The organism is Streptomyces sp. NPDC055239, from assembly GCF_053606205.1.
Genome location: NZ_JBSGRD010000001.1, coordinates 343,091 through 358,870, shown reverse-complemented (window position 1 = coordinate 358,870; position 15,780 = coordinate 343,091). Strand labels below are relative to the sequence as shown.

Here is a 15,780-nt window from a genome sequence, read left to right as displayed (position 1 = left end):
TGGCCCGCGGTGCTTGTCGGCGCGGGGGCGGCGCCGGTCCGCGCGCGCGGGTCGCGCGGCGGGCCGGTGTTCAGCGCGAGGTCAGCGGGGGTGGTGGGGCGTGAGTGCGGCGGCGAGACCGGAGTGATCCGTTCCGACTTTCCGGTACACGGCGGACAGCAGCCGGACGACGGCCGGCTCGTCGGTGTGCAGTTCCTCGGCGATACGGACGGCCGACTCGCCGCGGACGGCGAGCCCCGCGGCGACACGCTCACGCGCGGTGAGCTCGTCCGTCTCGGTGCTGTGCAGCAGACGGGGGCGCAGGCCGGCCGCAGCCAGCTCGTCGCGGGCCCGCTCGACCAGGCCGTCGGCACCGCACTGGACGGCCGCTTCGAGCCCCCTGTAGAGGGGATCGGCGGCATCCTTGGGGCGGCCGACACGGCGCAGTTCGGCGCCGAGACAGACCAGCGCGCAGGCGAGTTCGTACGCCGCCGGTGACCGCTCCAGGTGGCTGACGGACTCCTCCAGGAGCTTGATCCGTACGGAGCCCGACGCGACGTCGGCGGTGATCCGCAGCGCCTGCCCGATCGCCGACGCGGTGGCGAACCTGCGGGCGCGCCGGACCGCCTCGTACGCGGTGGCGAGCGCGCGCTCGGGGGCGTCGTCGGCCTCGGCGAGCGCGAGGTGGAGCTGCCAGGGGCACCAGGCGGGGTTGCGCATGCCGCGCGGGTCGAGTCGGCGGCCCGCCGCGGCGAGCTCGGCCGCCGCGTCCTTGGTGAGTCCGCGGGCCAGGAGCAGTTCGCCGTGCACGGCCTGCGCGTCGGGGAAGACGACGGCCGCGGGGAACGGCGCTCCGAAGCCGTACTCATCGGCGGTGCGTGCGGCCTCGGCGACGCGGCCACGGGCCAGCAGGATCTCGACGAGGATGCCGACGGCGTACCAGTGCGCGGGTGTTCCCGGCCCGACCCGCTCGGCGATCCGCAGCCCGGCCCGTACGAAGTCCTCGGCTTCGGCGAGGCGTCCGCGGCGGAAACGGATGTACGCGAGAAGCGTGTATCCGAACGAGAGATGGGCGCCGCGCCAGCCCTGGCTCTCGAAGTCGGCGATCCCGGCGGAGAACAGTTCCTCCGCCCGCCCGGGCCGGTCGGCGTAGAGGAAGGTGAGCGCGACCAGGACGGGGACTTCGAAGCCCCTGCCTTCCTCCGCCCAGCCGAGCCCGCCGACCAGGGCGCGCTCGGCGTGCCGGACGGCAATCTCGGCGGGTTCGGCGCGCAGCATCGCGTCCCAGGCGCGGAGCCCGATGATGTACCGCTCGGTGAGATCGCGTCCTGGCAGCCGCTCGGCGAGCCGGGCCAGGCGCCGTGAACGGGCGGGCGAGTCCGGCTCGTCGGCCCGGAAGGCGTCCCACATGAACTGCTCGGCCTGCATCCGGATCCGTACCCGTGGCTCGGTGGTCACGCGGATCTCGCGGGCGAGGGTGTCGGAGGCCTCGCCCAGGCGGTCGGAGTGGGCGAGGACCTGGGAGAGGCGGTAGACGATGCCGTGGCGCAGGGCGGGGTCGGTGATGGGCTCCTCGAGTGCGGCGCGCAGGTGGTTGACGGTCGTCGCCGGTTCGGTGAGGAGGGACGCGCAGCCGAGTTCGTAGAGGACCGCGGCCCGGTCCTCCCAGGGCGGGGGTTCGCGCAGGGCGCGGGCGAGATAGCGGCGGGCGGCGTCGGGGGCGCCCGCGCGGACGGTCTCGCGGGCCGCGGCGCGCAGTTGCTGCACGGCCCAGGTGTCGCCGTCGGGATGGACTTCGAGGAGGTGGCGTGCGGCGGCGGAAGCGCCGAGCCCCGCGTTGACCACGGACCAGGCGGCCTGGCCGTGCAGGGCGACGCGTACGCCGCAGGGGATGGCGCGGTAGACGGCGGTGGCGATCAGCGGGTGCACGAACTCCAGGGTGTGGACGCCGGTCAGGACGCGGGCGCGGCGCAGCCGGTCGGTGCAGTCGGCGGTCTCCCGCTCGCCGATGCCCGCGACGGACGCGGCCAGTGCCGGGGAGATCGAGGTGCCCAGGACGGCGCAGGCCCAGGCGAACCGGACGGTCGAGGTGCCGAGCCGCTCCATACGGGCGACGAGTCCGCTGCCCTTGACGGCGGCGGCGAGGTCGCGCAGCAGATGGGCTCCGGCCTCGTCGGGGGTCAGACCGCGGTCGCTCACCTTCGCGGTCAGTTCCACGGCCTCGAACGGGTTGCCCGCGGTGACCGCCCAGCATTCACGGCAGAACGCGTCGTCGGCGCGGGCGCCGAGTTCGTCGCGCACGAGGCGGGCGACGGCGGTGGCGCTGAGCGGTTCGAGTCCGATGGGGCGCTGCCCGGCGCGGCCGGGCAGGCCTCTGAACTCCTCTGCCTGGGCAGGTAGTTCCTCGGGTCGGTAGGCGACGACGAGCAGCAGCGGCAGGGCTTCCGCGCGGGGAGCGAAGGCGGAGAGCCAGCTCAGCGACTCGGCGTCGGCCCAGTGCGCGTCATCGATCACGACCACCAACGGGGCGCGCTGCACGGCGAGATGGGTGAGCACCCAGTCGAGCCCGTCGCGCAGCCCCTGCGGGTCGGGCGGTGCGTCGTCCGGCGGGGCGCAGAGGCCGAGGGCGGGGCCGACGATGGCGTACCAGCTGCCCAGTACCTCGCGCAGTTCCGCGTCGGGGACGGAGGCGAGCAGTGGCTGCACCAGCTGCCGGGCCACGTGGAAGGCGACCCGCTGCTCCTGGTCGCTGCCGCGCGCCGGCGCCACGGTGCAGCCTTTGGCGGCGGCACGGCGTCGCGTCTCGGCCAGGAGAGAGGTCTTGCCGAGGCCCGCGGGCCCCGCGAAGGCGATGAGCGCGCCTCGGGGCCTGTCAGCGGATTCGGAGCCGTCGCGGGTCAGACCGCACAGCTCGCTCAACGCCTCGTCGACAGCGGCGAGTTCACTCTCGCGCTCGAAGAGGGTCCGCTTACCGTTGGTGCCCTGATGCACCATGGGACACCCCCCGCCCAGGTGGTGCGCCGAGCGTTTCCTGCGGCGCATGCCTTGGCCTTCAGCCACTTCAGATTACGCCCGTGGGAACCACCGGGAGCCGATTCGGCCACAGCGGTGCGGTTGGCTGGTGCATCTTGACGCACCCGCGCAGGCACCCACGCAGGCACTCACGCACGCGCGCACTTCAGCCTCCGCCAACTCGAAGCCGCGGGTCAAACGGCTGGCGGCACCACCGCCACCGCGCCCTTCGCGTGCAGCAGCACCGCATTGGTCACCGACCCCAGCAGCCTCCCCAGCAACCTCCGGTTCCGGTGCCGTCCCACCACCACGAGCTCCGCGTCCCGCGACGCCTCGACCAGGAGCGCCGCCGCGTCCCCCGGCAGGATCTCCCGCTCGACGTTCACCTTCGGATACCGCTCCTGGAAGGGCGCCAGCTGCTCCGCCGCGAGCTCTGTGTACTGTGCCGCGCTCGCCGCGTCCGCTTCCGCCGAGGTCACGAAGTCGCCGGTGGCCGTGTAGACGAGTACGGGCCCGGGATAGGCACAGACGACACGGAGCTTCGCGCCCCGCAGCGCCGCTTCCGCGAAGGCGAGACCGATGGTGTCCTCGTGCGGCGAGAGCGCGTCGAGCCCCAGCACCACGCACGGTTCGGCGCCCGCCGTGAGCTCATCGCCCGGCCTCACCACCACCACGGGGCACGCCGCATCCCGCGCGCACGCAAGCCCGTTCGACCCGAGCAGCAGACTCGCGAAGCCGCCCCGTCCGCGCGAACCGACGACCAGGAGCTGCGCCTCGTCGCCGAGCCGTGGGATGTCGGGACCGGGGGCGCCGTCCACGACCTCGATCGTCAGCGGATGCAGCTCCGCCCGCCCCTCCAGGGCCGCGCGCACACGGTCGGCCACCGGGTCGGCGTCGAGGCCGTGCCCGACGGATGGCATGTACGGACCGTCGGCCAACGGCATCGCGTACTGCCGCACATGCACGATCCGCAGGGGCGCCTGCCGCAGCCGGGCCGCGGTCAGTGCCCATTCCAGAGCGTGGTCGCTGCCCGCCGATCCGTCGACGGCCACCACCACAGGCCGGGCGGGCGCTTGGGAACTCATGGCTTCCTCGTCTCCGGCGCATGGCCAGGGTCGACCGGCTCTGCTGTCGGCCCCAGTCTCGTTCAGGAGACGAGCCGCGAGCAGAGTCCAAAGTCACCAGGTCAGCACGGATCACGTCGCGAGCGGCCGCGACAGCCGGAGACGAGGGTCCACAACGCCCCGCACGGCCTACGTCAGATCGAACTCCCCGGCACGCGCGCCGTGCACGAACGCTCCCCACTCCGCCGGGGTGAAGATCAGGGACGGGCTCTCGGGTCGCCCGGAGTTGCGCATCGCGATGAATCCCTCGACAAAGGCGATCTCCACATCACCCCGCCCCTCGCTGCCCGATTGCCAGTCCGCTGTGCTGAGGTCGAGCTCCGGCTTGTCCCAGCCCGCGAGCGGGCTCTGCTGACCTGCGAGCGGATGTTGCTGAATGGTGCCTTCGGCCACGTCCGTGCTCCTCCCGATGCGTCGTCCGGCCGACAGCCTAGCTTTCGGTTCCGGTGCCGGACAGGGCGCGGAAGGAGTACTGCCGCCTGTCCGGCACGGGGAATCCGTCAGGTTGTGGGCGGTTCTGCTCCGACCAGCCACATGGAGAAGAACTGCGAGCCGCCTCCGTAAGCGTGTCCGAGCGCCCTGCGGGCCCCGTCGATCTGGTGCTCGCCCGCTTGGCCGCGCACCTGAAGTGCCGCTTCGGCGAAGCGGATCATGCCCGAGGCGCCGATGGGATTGGTGGAGAGAACACCGCCCGACATGTTGACGGGCAGGTCGCCGTCCAGCTCGGTGACGCCCGACTCGGTCAGCTTCCAGCCCTCGCCCTCCTCGGCGAAGCCCAGGTTTTCCAGCCACATCGGCTCGTACCAGGAGAACGGCACGTACATCTCGACGGCGTCGATGTCGCGCCGCGGATCCGTGACGCCCGCCTGCCGGTAGACGTCGGCCGCGCAGTCCTTGCCCGCCTGCGGCGACACGAAGTCCTTGCCCGCGAAGAGCGTCGGCTCACTGCGCATGGCGCCGCCGTGCATCCAGGCGGGCGGCCGAGGCGAACGGGCCGCGCCCGTACGGTCGGTGAGGATCATCGCGCAGGCCCCGTCGGACGACGGGCAGGTCTCGGAGTAGCGGATCGGGTCCCAGAGCATGGGCGATGCCTGGACCTTCTCCAGGGTGATGTCCTGCTCGTGCAGGTGGGCGTACGGATTCTTCAAGGCATTCCGGCGGTCCTTGTACGCAACGAGCGAGCCGACCGCGTCGGGGGCGCCGGTGCGCCGCATGTACGCACGCACGTGCGGGGCGAAGAAACCGCCCGCGCCCGCGAGGAGCGGCTGCTGGAAGGGGATGGGGAGCGAGAGCCCCCACATCGCGTTGGATTCCGACTGCTTTTCGAAGGCGAGGGTCAGGACGGTGCCGTGGACGCGGCCCGCGACCAGGTTCGCGGCGACAAGGGCCGTGGAGCCTCCGACGGAGCCCGCCGTGTGGACGCGCAGCATGGGCTTGCCCACCGCGCCGAGCGCGTCGGCGAGGTACAGCTCGGGCATCATGACGCCCTCGAAGAAGTCCGGCGCCTTGCCGATGACGACCGCGTCGATGTCGGCCCAGGTCAACTCGGCGTCGGACAGGGCGGCTTGGGCGGCCTCGCGGACGAGCCCTGCGATCGAGACGTCACGCCGGGCGGCGACGTGCTTGGTCTGGCCGATTCCGACGACGGCCACGGGCTCCTTGCCCACCTCACTCATCACGCATCTCCTTCAAGGACGGCGACCAGGTTCTGCTGGAGGCAGGGACCGGACGTGGCGTGTGCGAGTGCCCGGTCCGACTCGCCCCGGTGGATGCGCGCCGCGGCCTCACCGAGCCGGATCAGACCGGCGGCCATGACGGGGTTCGCGGCGAGCGCGCCCCCTGACGGGTTCACCGTGACGTCGTCGCCCAGCTTGAGCGCCTTGCGCAGGACGACCTCCTGGGAGGTGAACGGCGCGTGCAACTCGGCGGTGTCCACAGGCCGTTCGAAGGCGCCTGCCCGCTCCGCTGCCAGACGGCTCGACGGCGAGTCGGTGAGGTCGCGCACGCCGAGGCTGTGCGCCTCGATGCGGTGGTCGATCCCGCGGATCCACGCGGGCCGCTCGCACAGCTCGCGCGCCCGGTCCCCCGCAGCGAGGATCACGGCGGCGGCCCCGTCACCGATGGGCGGGCAGTCTGCGGTACGCAGGGGACGTACGACGTAATCCCCCTGCGGAACCGAACCCCTCAGCTGCGCATGGGAGTTGGCGGAGGCGTCCTGACGGCTGCGCGACGCCACCCCGGCCAGCGCGGGTTCGTCGGTGTCCCCCGCGTCGATCAGGGCCTGCGCCTGGAGGGCGGCCAGGGCGACCGAGTCCGGCCACAGGGGCGCCACGTAGTACGGGTCGAGCTGCCGGGTCAGGACGTCACGCACCGAGCCGGGGGACGACTTTCCGTAGGAGTACACGAGCGCGGTGTCGGCGTCGCCGGTGAGCAGCTTCGTCCACGCCTCGTACAGCGCCCAGGCCCCGTCCATCTCGACGTGCGACTCGGAGATCGGCGGCCAGGCACCGACCCCGTCGAGCGCCATGGTGAAGGAGAAGGCGCGCCCCGCGAGATAGTCCGAGGACCCGGAGCAGGTGAAGCCGATGTCGCTGGTCTTCAGGCCGGTGGCGGCGAGGACCTCGTGCAGCACCGGCATGAGCATCTCCACCTCGGAGAGCTCGTCGGTGGAGCGCAAATGATCGGTCTGCCCGAAGGCCACGATGGCGATGTCCCGGACGGGCCGCATCACGGACGGCTTCGCGGAGGGCATTTACACCATCTCCTTGTACGTGTCGTAGTCGGCGTCCGGCTCACCCGTGGGCCGGTAGTGATCGGGGAAGCGGGCGCCCTCGGTCCACACCGGTTCGACGCGCAGGCCCATCCGCACCTGGTCGTAGGGGATGCCCGCGATACGGGCGTGCAGGGCGAGGTCGGCGCCGTCGAGGGCGATGTGCGCGTAGACGTAGGGCACTTCGATGTCGAGGTTCTTCGCCTTGATGTTGACGATGCAGTACGTGGTGACGGTGCCGCGCGGCCCGACCTCCACGCGCTCGGCGGTGGCGACGCCGCAGGTGGGGCAGGCGCCGCGGGGCGGGACGTAGACCTTGCGGCAGGAGGGGCAGCGCTCGCCGACGGTCTTCCGGTCGGAGAGCGCCTTGATGTACGCGGTCTGGGCGCGGCCCGGCGCGTAGGAGTAGTCGAGGCGGGCCGCGGCGACGATGCCGGTGACCGGGTCGCTGAACTCACCGCCGTGCGGACCGAATTCGCTCCCCTCCGGTCCGTCGTACGCTTCGAAGCAGGCGATGTCGGTGATGGCGCCGGTGCGTTCGGCGGCCCAGCGGATCCGGACGCGCATGCCGGTCCTGACGGCGTCGGGATCCGGCGCGTCCAGGGCGTGCAGCAGGGCGGTGTCGGCGCCGTCGAGCTTCACCAGGACCCAGGCGAAGGGCGTCTCCAGGGGCTGCCCCCTGCGGGGTTCGTGGTTCCAGGCCCAGGTGGTGACGGTTCCGGTGGCGCCGACCTCGACCAGGTCACGTATCTCTTCGGCGGTCACGGGGTCGTACTCGACGGGCGGCACGAGTGTCCTGCCGTCCTCGGCCTTCACACCGAGCACGGTGCGTTCACGCAGCCCGGTCAGAAACGCGCTCTGCACGGGCCCGAGGGACCGGGTGAAGGGAAACTCAAGAACCAGGGGCGCACGCAGCACTTCGGGGGAGGGAGCGGATGCCATGAGCAGAACTCCGTTTCTGAGCGAGAGGAGGGCGCCCCGAGGGGGCGCCCCAAAGGGGCGCGGGGAACTGCGCGACCAGCCCCCACCGGCCGGCAGGCGGATGTCGGCCTAGGCCCGCCGGAACTCGGGGTCACGTTTCTCCGCAAAGGCTCTGGAGCCCTCCTTCGCATCGGCGGTGTCAAAGATCGGCCACCCCCGCTTCAGCTCCGCCGCGAGCCCGTCCGTCTCGGACATCTCCGCGGCCTCGTACACGGACGCCTTCACCGCCTCGACGGCGAGTGGCCCGCAGGCGTTGATCTGCTCGGCGATGGAGAGGGCCTTCTCCAGGGCGGTGCCGTCCGGGACGACATGGCCGACGAGGCCGATCGACGCGGCCTCGGCCGCCGAGTAGGGGCGCCCGGTGAGCAGCATCTCCAGGGCGTGCGTACGGGGGATCTGGCGCGGGAGGCGCACGGTCGAGCCGCCGATCGGGAACAGGCCGCGCTTGACCTCGAAGAGGCCGAAGGTCGCGGACTCGCCCGCGACGCGGATGTCCGTGCCCTGGAGGATCTCCGTGCCACCGGCGACGCAGTACCCCTCGACGGCGGCGATGACGGGTTTGCGCGGGCGGTGGTGGCGCAGCATCGCCTTCCAGTGCAGATCGGGGTCGGCCTTCATCCGGTCCCGGTACTGCTCACCGTCCATCCCCTTGCCCGCGAGGGCCTTGAGATCCATGCCCGCGCAGAACGCGCCGCCCGCTCCGGTGAGCACGACGGAGCGGATCGCGTCGTCCTCGTCGGCGGCCACCCATCCGTCGTAGAGGCCCACCAGCATCGGCAGCGAGAGCGCGTTCTTCGCCTCCGGCCTGTTGAGCGTGAGTATCAGTGTGGCGCCTTCGCGCTGCACAGCGAGATGTTCCGTCCCACCCATAGCCGTGCTACCTCCCTGACCGCCTGCTGTCGGCTTCGGACCTGGAACAGGTTGCAGTAGGCGGGGAGCCAGTTCAATAGTTTTCTGACAGTCAGTCAGATTTCTTGAACGAGGACCCTTCACACTTGTGGGTGCCTCTGCTCTGATGACCGCCAGAAGAGATGACGCCGGGGTCAGGAGGAGCGGTGGAGTACAACCTTGCCGACCTGTTCGAATCGGTCGTCGACGTGGTCCCCGACCGCGAGGCGCTCGTGTACATCGATCACCCCGGAACCGGGGCGGAAAGCAGGCTGACGTACGCCGAGCTCGACCGGGCCGCCAACCGCCTCGCGCACCACCTGATCGACAGCGGTCTGAAGCCCGGCGAACATCTGGGGCTCCATCTCTACAACGGCGTCGAGTACTTGCAGACGGTGCTCGCCTGCCTGAAGGCACGCATCGTCCCGGTCAACGTCAACTACCGCTACGTGGAAGAGGAGTTGGTCTACCTCTACCGTGACGCGGACCTCGCCGCGCTCGTCTTCGACGCGGAGTTCACCGAGCGGGTCGCCGCCGCGCAGCCGCGCACCCAGAAGCTCCGGCATCTGGTGCGGGTGGGAACTCCGCCCGCCGACGCCCCCGCCCTTGACGTGGTCGCCTTCGCCCGGGCGGAGGCTGCGGGTTCACCGGATCGCGGGTTCGCGGCGCGCTCGGCCGACGACCTGTTCATCATCTACACCGGCGGCACCACGGGTATGCCCAAAGGCGTCATGTGGCGTCAGGAGGACCTGTTCTTCGCCGGGCTCTTCGGCGGCGAGCCCGCGGGTGAGCCGGTCAAGCGGCCCCAGGAACTGGCGGAGCGCGTCGCCGCGGGCGGCCCCGGCATCACGTTCTTCCCCACTCCCCCGCTGATGCACGGCACGTCGACGCTGACGTCGTTCATCGCCTTCAACTACGGCCAGCGGGTGGCCATTCACCGCAAGTACGTCCCTGAAGAGGTGCTCCGCACGATCGAACGGGAGAAGGTCTCCAGCGTCTCGCTGGTCGGCGACGCGATGCTCAGGCCCCTCATCGACGCCCTGCACGGACCGCTCAAGGGCACCGACCTGTCCTCGCTCTTCAGCGTCTCGTCCTCCGGGGCGATCATGTCGGAGACGGTGCGTGCCCAGTTCCAGGAGCTCGCGCCGAGCGTGCTCCTCCTGAACAACTTCGGCTCGTCCGAGTCCGGCTCCAACGGCAAGGCGACGGAGGACTCGGGCCCGGAGAAGGGCTTCCGTCTGGAGGTCAACGAACGTACGCAGGTGGTGGATCAGGTCACGCACGAGCCGGTGGCGGTGGGCGAGATCGGCCGTCTGGCCCAGCGCGGCCATGTGCCGCTCGGCTACTACAACGACCCGGCGAAGACCGCCGAGACCTTCTTCCAGAAGGGCGACGAGCGGTGGGTGCTGCTCGGGGACATGGCCACCGTCGACGAGGGCGGCATCGTCACCGTCCTCGGCCGGGGCTCGCAGTGCATCAACACCGGGGGCGAGAAGGTGTATCCGGAGGAGGTCGAGCAGGCTCTGAAGTCGCATCCGGACGTGTACGACGCGCTGGTCACCGGCGTCCCCGACGAGCGCTGGGGCAACCGCGTCGCCGCGGTCGTCCAACTCCGTGACGGGGCGGCTCCGTTGGACCTCGAAGCCATCCAGACCCACTGCCGTACCCGCCTTGCCGGTTACAAGATCCCGCGTGCCGCGGTCTTCACCCCGGAGATCCAGCGCTCACCGAGCGGCAAGGCGGACTACAGGTGGGCGAAGTCGGTGGCGGCGAAGGGCAACTGAGAGGCGGTAACGGGTGGGCGGGCGGGAAGAGTCCGCCGCGAAGCGGCGACCGGAAGAGACCGTCACCCCGCACAAACAGACGGCAACGCCCGCCCCAAAGCCACGGTGTGCACCACATCAAGCTGCCGCTCATGGCGAACCCGCAGACCGGCCACGGCCAACAGCCCACGGCAAGAGGGTGCGGAGCGCGCCGACGGAGAGTCGGCGATCCCCCGCACCAACTCCCCGTTCACCCGGTTGATCTCCTTGCGCACCTCCGCGAGGTCAGGCCGCTCCTCCGGCGTCGGCGCCTGCGCCGGATCCGCGTCCCACCGCCGGTGCAGCTCCCGCTGCACGACCTTGTTGGCCTCGATCTGGTCCCGGAAGATCCGCACGGTCGCCTCGGGATCGGCACCCAACTCCCGCGCCTGCCGGGCGACATCGTCCAGAACCTGCTGCTCACGGGCAGGGTCGTCGATGGGGCTTTCGGTACCGTACTTCGCGGCGGCGACAAGGTCGGCGGTGGCCAGGCGCTGGGCGGCGAGGTCGACCAACGGGTGGAGCCGGGCGTACGGCCCCGCGGAGGCGACGGACGCCGGGGCAGCGGCAACGGCACCGGCCGCTGCCCCGGCGAGCAGAGCCACCGCCACGGCTCCAGTGGTGAGCAGACGCCCTGCGGACGAAGTAATTCGCACAGTGATTCCCCTGATCGACCTGGCGCACGGCAGCGGCCGGCGACCGCCGCCCATCGTACGATCACCCGCCGGAGAGGCCCTGTTCCTCAGCTCGCGGCCGGGAGAGCACGGTCGAGCAGGACCTCTGCCGCAGCTCGCGCGTACCGGCCGTAGTCCGCTTCGTTCAGCACCATCGCGCGGCTGGCCGCCCCGTCCGCGAGGGTGACCAGTTGTTCGGCGAGTGCGGCGGGTTCCCGGCAGCCAAGCTCCTTCACCGATGCGGTGACCAGCTGAACCATCCGCAGCTTCTGTTCGCGTGCGTACGAGTGGACCGCGCTCTCGGGGTCGGGGAACTCCGCGGCGGCATCGATGAACGGGCATCCGCGCACCGGAGCCATGTCCGCCGCAGGCTGGTCGAACAGTCCGAGGATCCGTTCCCGCGGCGAAATGTCCTCGCAGGTCAGCACGCTCTCCAGAGTGGCGCCCGACGACGCGAGTTCCTGGAGGTGGGCGACGACCAGGTCGCTCTTGGTCCGAAAGTGCGCGTAGAGCGTGCGCTTGGAGACAGGGGCCTGCTCGGCGATCTGTTCCATACCGGTCGCGTTGATCCCCTGGACCGCGAACAGCTGGGCGGCGGCGACCAGGATGCGCTCCCGTCCCCCACGTCCTCCCCGCTTTCGAGGTGCGGTAGCCGTCGTGTCCATGAGGCAAGTATACGTGCGCGTTTACTTCGGCGGGATCGACGGGCTAAGGTCATCTCATGTAAACGATCCCGTTTACTTAAGCCGTCACCGAGGAGCACTCCATGAGCAGGCCGACCCCCACCACCCTCACCACCCCCACCGAGCTGAGCGGCTGCGCGGAGAAGCTGATACGCGGCCGTCACGCGACACGCGCGTTCCGTCCGGACGCCGTGCCCGCGGACACGATGCGGGCGATCTTCTCGCTGGCCGGCACCGCGCCGTCCAACTCCAACGCCCAGCCGTGGCAGGTGGAGGTGGTGAGCGGCGCGGCGCGCGAGCGCCTGGCGAACGCCCTGGAGGCGGCCCACGCCGAGAAGCGCGTCTCGGCGGACCTTCCGTACTCCGAGGACATGTACGCGCAGGTGCACAAGGCGCGCCGTGCCACATTCGGAGCCGAGCTGTACGGAGCGCTGGACATAGGCCCTGAAGACCACGCCGCACGTGCGGCCTACGACGCGGAGAGCCTGCGCTTCTACGGCGCGCCGCACGCGGCGTTCCTGTTCGTCGACGGAGACGGCGCGACACGCCTTGCCGCCGACGTCGGCGCCTACATGCAGACCCTGCTCCTGGCGATGACCGCGTACGGCGTGGACACTTGCCCGCAGGGACTCCTGAGCTTCTACGCCGACACGGTGCGAGGCGAGCTCGGCGTCACCGGAGGCAAGCTGCTCGTGGGCATCTCCTTCGGCTATGCCGATGAGACCGCGCCGGTGAACCGCGTGACGACCGAACGCGCCGCGCTGGAGGCGACCACGACCTTCCACGACCGGTGACGAGCACGAAGCGGAATCACGGCCGGGTCGCCACGCGGCCCGCACGGCACAGGACAATGTCGTTCGACCGTAGCGCCCCAGCTCAAGCGGCCGTGCGCGATCTCTTGACGGCCGCTCCCAGGGCTGGATTACTGAGCTCGACAGAAGATCCACGACCGAATGATCGGTCGCCCGTTTGGGACGGGAGAAACTCCATATGACGGCGATGCTGGACCCCGCGGAGCGCCTCGGGCGCGAGGAGCTGGAAGCGCTGCAGTTGGAGCGCCTGCAAGACACCCTGCTGCACGCTTACGAGAACGTGCCCTTCTACCGGGCGGCGTTCGACAAAGCGGGCCTGCGCCCCGAGGACTGCCGGACGCTCGGCGACCTGGCTCGCTTCCCGTTCACGGCCAAGACCGATCTGCGGGACAACTACCCCTTCGGGATGTTCGCTGTCGAGCAGTCGGAGGTACGGCGCCTGCACGCGTCCAGCGGCACGACGGGCCGGCCCACGGTCGTCGGTTACACCGAGCAGGACCTGTCGATGTGGGCGGACGTCGTGGCCCGCTCGATCCGCGCGGCAGGGGGACGCCCCGGGCACAAGGTCCATGTGGCGTACGGCTACGGCCTGTTCACCGGCGGCCTCGGCGCGCACTACGGGGCCGAGCGTCTTGGCTGCACGGTGATTCCCGCATCCGGCGGCATGACGGCGCGCCAGGTCCAGCTGATCCAGGACTTCCGCCCCGAGATCATCATGGTGACCCCCTCGTACATGCTGACGCTCCTGGAGGAGTTCGAGCGCCAGGGAGTCGACCCGCGCACCACGTCCCTCAAGGTCGGCATCTTCGGCGCCGAGCCGTGGACGGAGGAGATGCGCCGCGAGATCGAGGAGCGGTTCGCGATCGACGCCGTCGACATCTACGGGCTCTCCGAGGTCATCGGCCCCGGAGTCGCCCAGGAGTGCGTGGAGACCAAGGACGGCCTGCACATCTGGGAGGACCACTTCTATCCGGAGGTGGTGGACCCGATCACCGGCGAGGTGCTCCCGGACGGCGAGCGCGGCGAGCTGGTCTTCACCTCCCTCACCAAGGAGGCCATGCCCGTCATCCGCTACCGCACCCGCGACCTGACCCGCCTCCTGCCCGGCACCGCACGGACCTTCCGCCGGATGGAGAAGATCACGGGCCGCTCGGACGACATGGTGATCCTGCGCGGCGTGAACCTCTTTCCCACGCAAGTGGAGGAGATCGTCCTGCGGACCCCGGGAGTCGCGCCGTACTTCCAGCTGCGCCTGACCCGCGAGGGCCGCATGGACGCGCTGACGGTCCGGGCCGAGTCCCGCGCGGACACGACTCCCGAGCGGCGCGCTGCGGCGGCCCGGGAGATCGCGTCGGCGGTGAAGGACGGCATCGGCGTCTCGGTGGCGGTCGAGATCGTCGATCCGGAGACGATCGAGCGGTCGGTGGGCAAGTTCAAGCGGATCGTGGACCTGCGCGAGAAGTAACTCCTACGACGCGGGAACTTGGAGCTACGACGCGCTGAACCGGTCCCGCAGCTCGCGCTTGAGGATCTTCCCGCTCGCGTTGCGCGGCAGCTCGTCCACGAAGAGGACCCGTTTGGGCGCCTTGAAGTGGGCGAGCTTCTCGCGCGCGTGGTCGATGAGTTCGGCTTCGGTGACGTCTCCGCTGCGTACGACGACGGCGGTGACCGCCTCGATCCAGCGCTCGTCCGGCAGGCCGATCACTGCCGTCTCCGCGACCCGCTCGTGGGTGTAGAGCGCGTCCTCGACCTGGCGCGACGCGACGAGGACACCGCCGGAGTTGATGACGTCCTTCACCCGGTCGACGACCGTGAAGTAGCCGTCCTCGTCCCGCACGGCGAGGTCCCCGGAGTGGAACCAGCCGCCACGGAACGCCTCCTCGGTCTCCTCGGGCTTGTCCCAGTAGCCCTCGCACAACTGCGGTGACCGGTAGACGACCTCGCCCTGCGTGCCGTCGGGCACCTCGAGGCCGCGCTCGTCGACGATCCGCGCCTCGACGAACAGGACGGGGCGTCCGCAGGAGTCCATCCGCCCCTCGTGCTCGTCGGGCCCGAGGACCGTGGCGAGGGGGCCGATCTCGCTCTGCCCGAAGCAGTTGTAGAAGCCGAGCGACGGCAGCCGTGCGCGCAGCCGCTCCAGGACGGGCACGGGCATGATCGACGCGCCGTAGTAGGCCTTGCGCAGGGCGCCGAGGTCACGGGTCGCGAAGCCGGGGTGGTTCGAGAGGCCGATCCATACGGTCGGCGGCGCGAAGAGGCTGTCGGCGCGGCCCGCCTCGACAAGGTCGAAGATGCGTTCGGCGTCGGGTGCGTCGATGATCGTGTTCTCGGCGCCCACAGCCAAGTACGGCAGCAGGAAGACGTGCATCTGCGCCGAGTGGTAGAGCGGCAGCGCGTGGACGGGCTTGTCCGTCTCCTTGAGGTCGAGGGCGGTGATGGCACTGACGTACTCGTGCACGAGGGCGCGGTGCGTCATCATCGCGCCCTTGGGGAGGGCGGTGGTGCCGGAGGTGTAGAGCAGCTGGGCCAGGTCGTCCGCACCCGGCTCCGCACCGTCGTCGTACGCCGGTGCGGCCGAGAGCCGCGCGAGCAGTGAGTCGTCCGCGTCGCGCAGGGCGAGAACGCGTACGTCGCCGGGGAGGCGCGGGGCGAGATCCGGATCGGCGAGTACCAGGGAGCTGCCCGACTGGCCCACGATGTACGCCAGGTCGTCGCCGACGAGGTTCTGGTTGACCGGCACATGGACCAGGCCCGCCCGCGAGCAGGCCAGGAAGCCGATGAGATAGGCGTCCGAGTTGTGGGCGTAGGCGCCGACACGGTCGCCGTGGCCGAGACCCGCCTCGCGCAGCACCTGGGCCCCGCGCGAAACGGCCGAGTCCAGTTCCGCGTAAGTCCAAGCCCGCTCGCCGTAGCGCAGAGCCACTCGCCCCGGCACGCGCCGCGCGCTCCGCCGAAGGACCCCGTCGACCGTATTGCTGCGTACACCTGTCATGGCGTGATCCTGAGCCGCACGCGTCACGCCGGTCAAGGCTCCGGACGGGGCACGAACCGGACA

13 protein-coding genes are annotated in these 15,780 nt (G+C 70.8%); 3 read left to right on the top strand and 10 right to left on the bottom strand.

Features of this window, described 5'->3' with window-relative positions:
• Window positions 1–81: 81 nt before the first annotated feature.
• From ACWFRJ_RS01495 to ACWFRJ_RS01465, 7 genes are all read right to left on the bottom strand, one after another.
• Window positions 82–2,973, bottom strand: coding sequence for an ATP-binding protein (locus ACWFRJ_RS01495; protein WP_453523880.1), 2,892 nt, complete (start codon window positions 2,971–2,973; stop codon window positions 82–84).
• Between the two features lie 212 nt (window positions 2,974–3,185).
• Window positions 3,186–4,076, bottom strand: coding sequence for a universal stress protein (locus ACWFRJ_RS01490; RefSeq protein WP_453523878.1), 891 nt, complete (start codon window positions 4,074–4,076; stop codon window positions 3,186–3,188).
• Between the two features lie 168 nt (window positions 4,077–4,244).
• Entirely contained in the window at window positions 4,245–4,508 is a 264-nt protein-coding gene (locus tag ACWFRJ_RS01485; protein WP_453523875.1) for a DUF397 domain-containing protein, read from the bottom strand.
• Window positions 4,509–4,615: 107 nt separating this feature from the next.
• Complete coding sequence (locus ACWFRJ_RS01480; protein ID WP_453525033.1) at window positions 4,616–5,782, bottom strand: thiolase domain-containing protein; 1,167 nt, start codon at window positions 5,780–5,782, stop codon at window positions 4,616–4,618.
• Window positions 5,783–5,790: 8 nt separating this feature from the next.
• Window positions 5,791–6,867: a thiolase domain-containing protein gene (locus ACWFRJ_RS01475; protein ID WP_453523872.1), complete on the bottom strand. Its 1,077-nt coding sequence runs from the start codon at window positions 6,865–6,867 to the stop codon at window positions 5,791–5,793.
• Entirely contained in the window at window positions 6,868–7,827 is a 960-nt protein-coding gene (locus ACWFRJ_RS01470) for a Zn-ribbon domain-containing OB-fold protein (RefSeq protein ID WP_453523869.1), read from the bottom strand.
• Between the two features lie 108 nt (window positions 7,828–7,935).
• The gene (locus tag ACWFRJ_RS01465) at window positions 7,936–8,736 is read right to left on the bottom strand and encodes a crotonase/enoyl-CoA hydratase family protein (RefSeq protein WP_453523866.1); all 801 of its coding nucleotides are present in this window, start codon (window positions 8,734–8,736) and stop codon (window positions 7,936–7,938) included.
• Between the two features lie 185 nt (window positions 8,737–8,921).
• On the opposite strand from ACWFRJ_RS01465, the gene ACWFRJ_RS01460 reads away from it, so the two are divergent.
• A complete protein-coding gene (locus ACWFRJ_RS01460) occupies window positions 8,922–10,538 on the top strand; it encodes an acyl-CoA synthetase (protein ID WP_453523863.1) in 1,617 nt (538 codons plus the stop codon).
• Between the two features lie 62 nt (window positions 10,539–10,600).
• Here ACWFRJ_RS01460 and ACWFRJ_RS01455 read toward each other — a convergent pair whose 3' ends face one another.
• Together ACWFRJ_RS01455 and ACWFRJ_RS01450 are read right to left on the bottom strand one after the other, a co-directional pair.
• The gene (locus tag ACWFRJ_RS01455; RefSeq protein ID WP_453523860.1) at window positions 10,601–11,212 is read right to left on the bottom strand and encodes a chorismate mutase; all 612 of its coding nucleotides are present in this window, start codon (window positions 11,210–11,212) and stop codon (window positions 10,601–10,603) included.
• Between the two features lie 86 nt (window positions 11,213–11,298).
• Window positions 11,299–11,895, bottom strand: a complete 597-nt coding sequence (locus ACWFRJ_RS01450; RefSeq protein ID WP_453523857.1) for a TetR/AcrR family transcriptional regulator — start codon at window positions 11,893–11,895, stop codon at window positions 11,299–11,301.
• A 101-nt stretch (window positions 11,896–11,996) separates the two neighbouring features.
• On the opposite strand from ACWFRJ_RS01450, the gene ACWFRJ_RS01445 reads away from it, so the two are divergent.
• Window positions 11,997–12,707, top strand: a complete 711-nt coding sequence (locus ACWFRJ_RS01445; protein ID WP_453523854.1) for a nitroreductase — start codon at window positions 11,997–11,999, stop codon at window positions 12,705–12,707.
• 196 nt (window positions 12,708–12,903) lie between these two features.
• Window positions 12,904–14,190 carry a phenylacetate--CoA ligase PaaK gene (gene paaK, locus ACWFRJ_RS01440; protein WP_453523851.1) on the top strand — a complete coding sequence of 429 codons (1,287 nt, stop codon included), beginning with the start codon at window positions 12,904–12,906 and terminating at the stop codon, window positions 14,188–14,190.
• A gap of 24 nt (window positions 14,191–14,214) precedes the next feature.
• Here the strand turns inward: paaK and ACWFRJ_RS01435 are convergent, their stop codons facing one another.
• On the bottom strand, window positions 14,215–15,717 hold the full coding sequence (locus ACWFRJ_RS01435) for an acyl-CoA synthetase (RefSeq protein ID WP_453523848.1): 1,503 nt from the start codon (window positions 15,715–15,717) through the stop codon (window positions 14,215–14,217).
• Window positions 15,718–15,780 lie beyond the last annotated feature (63 nt).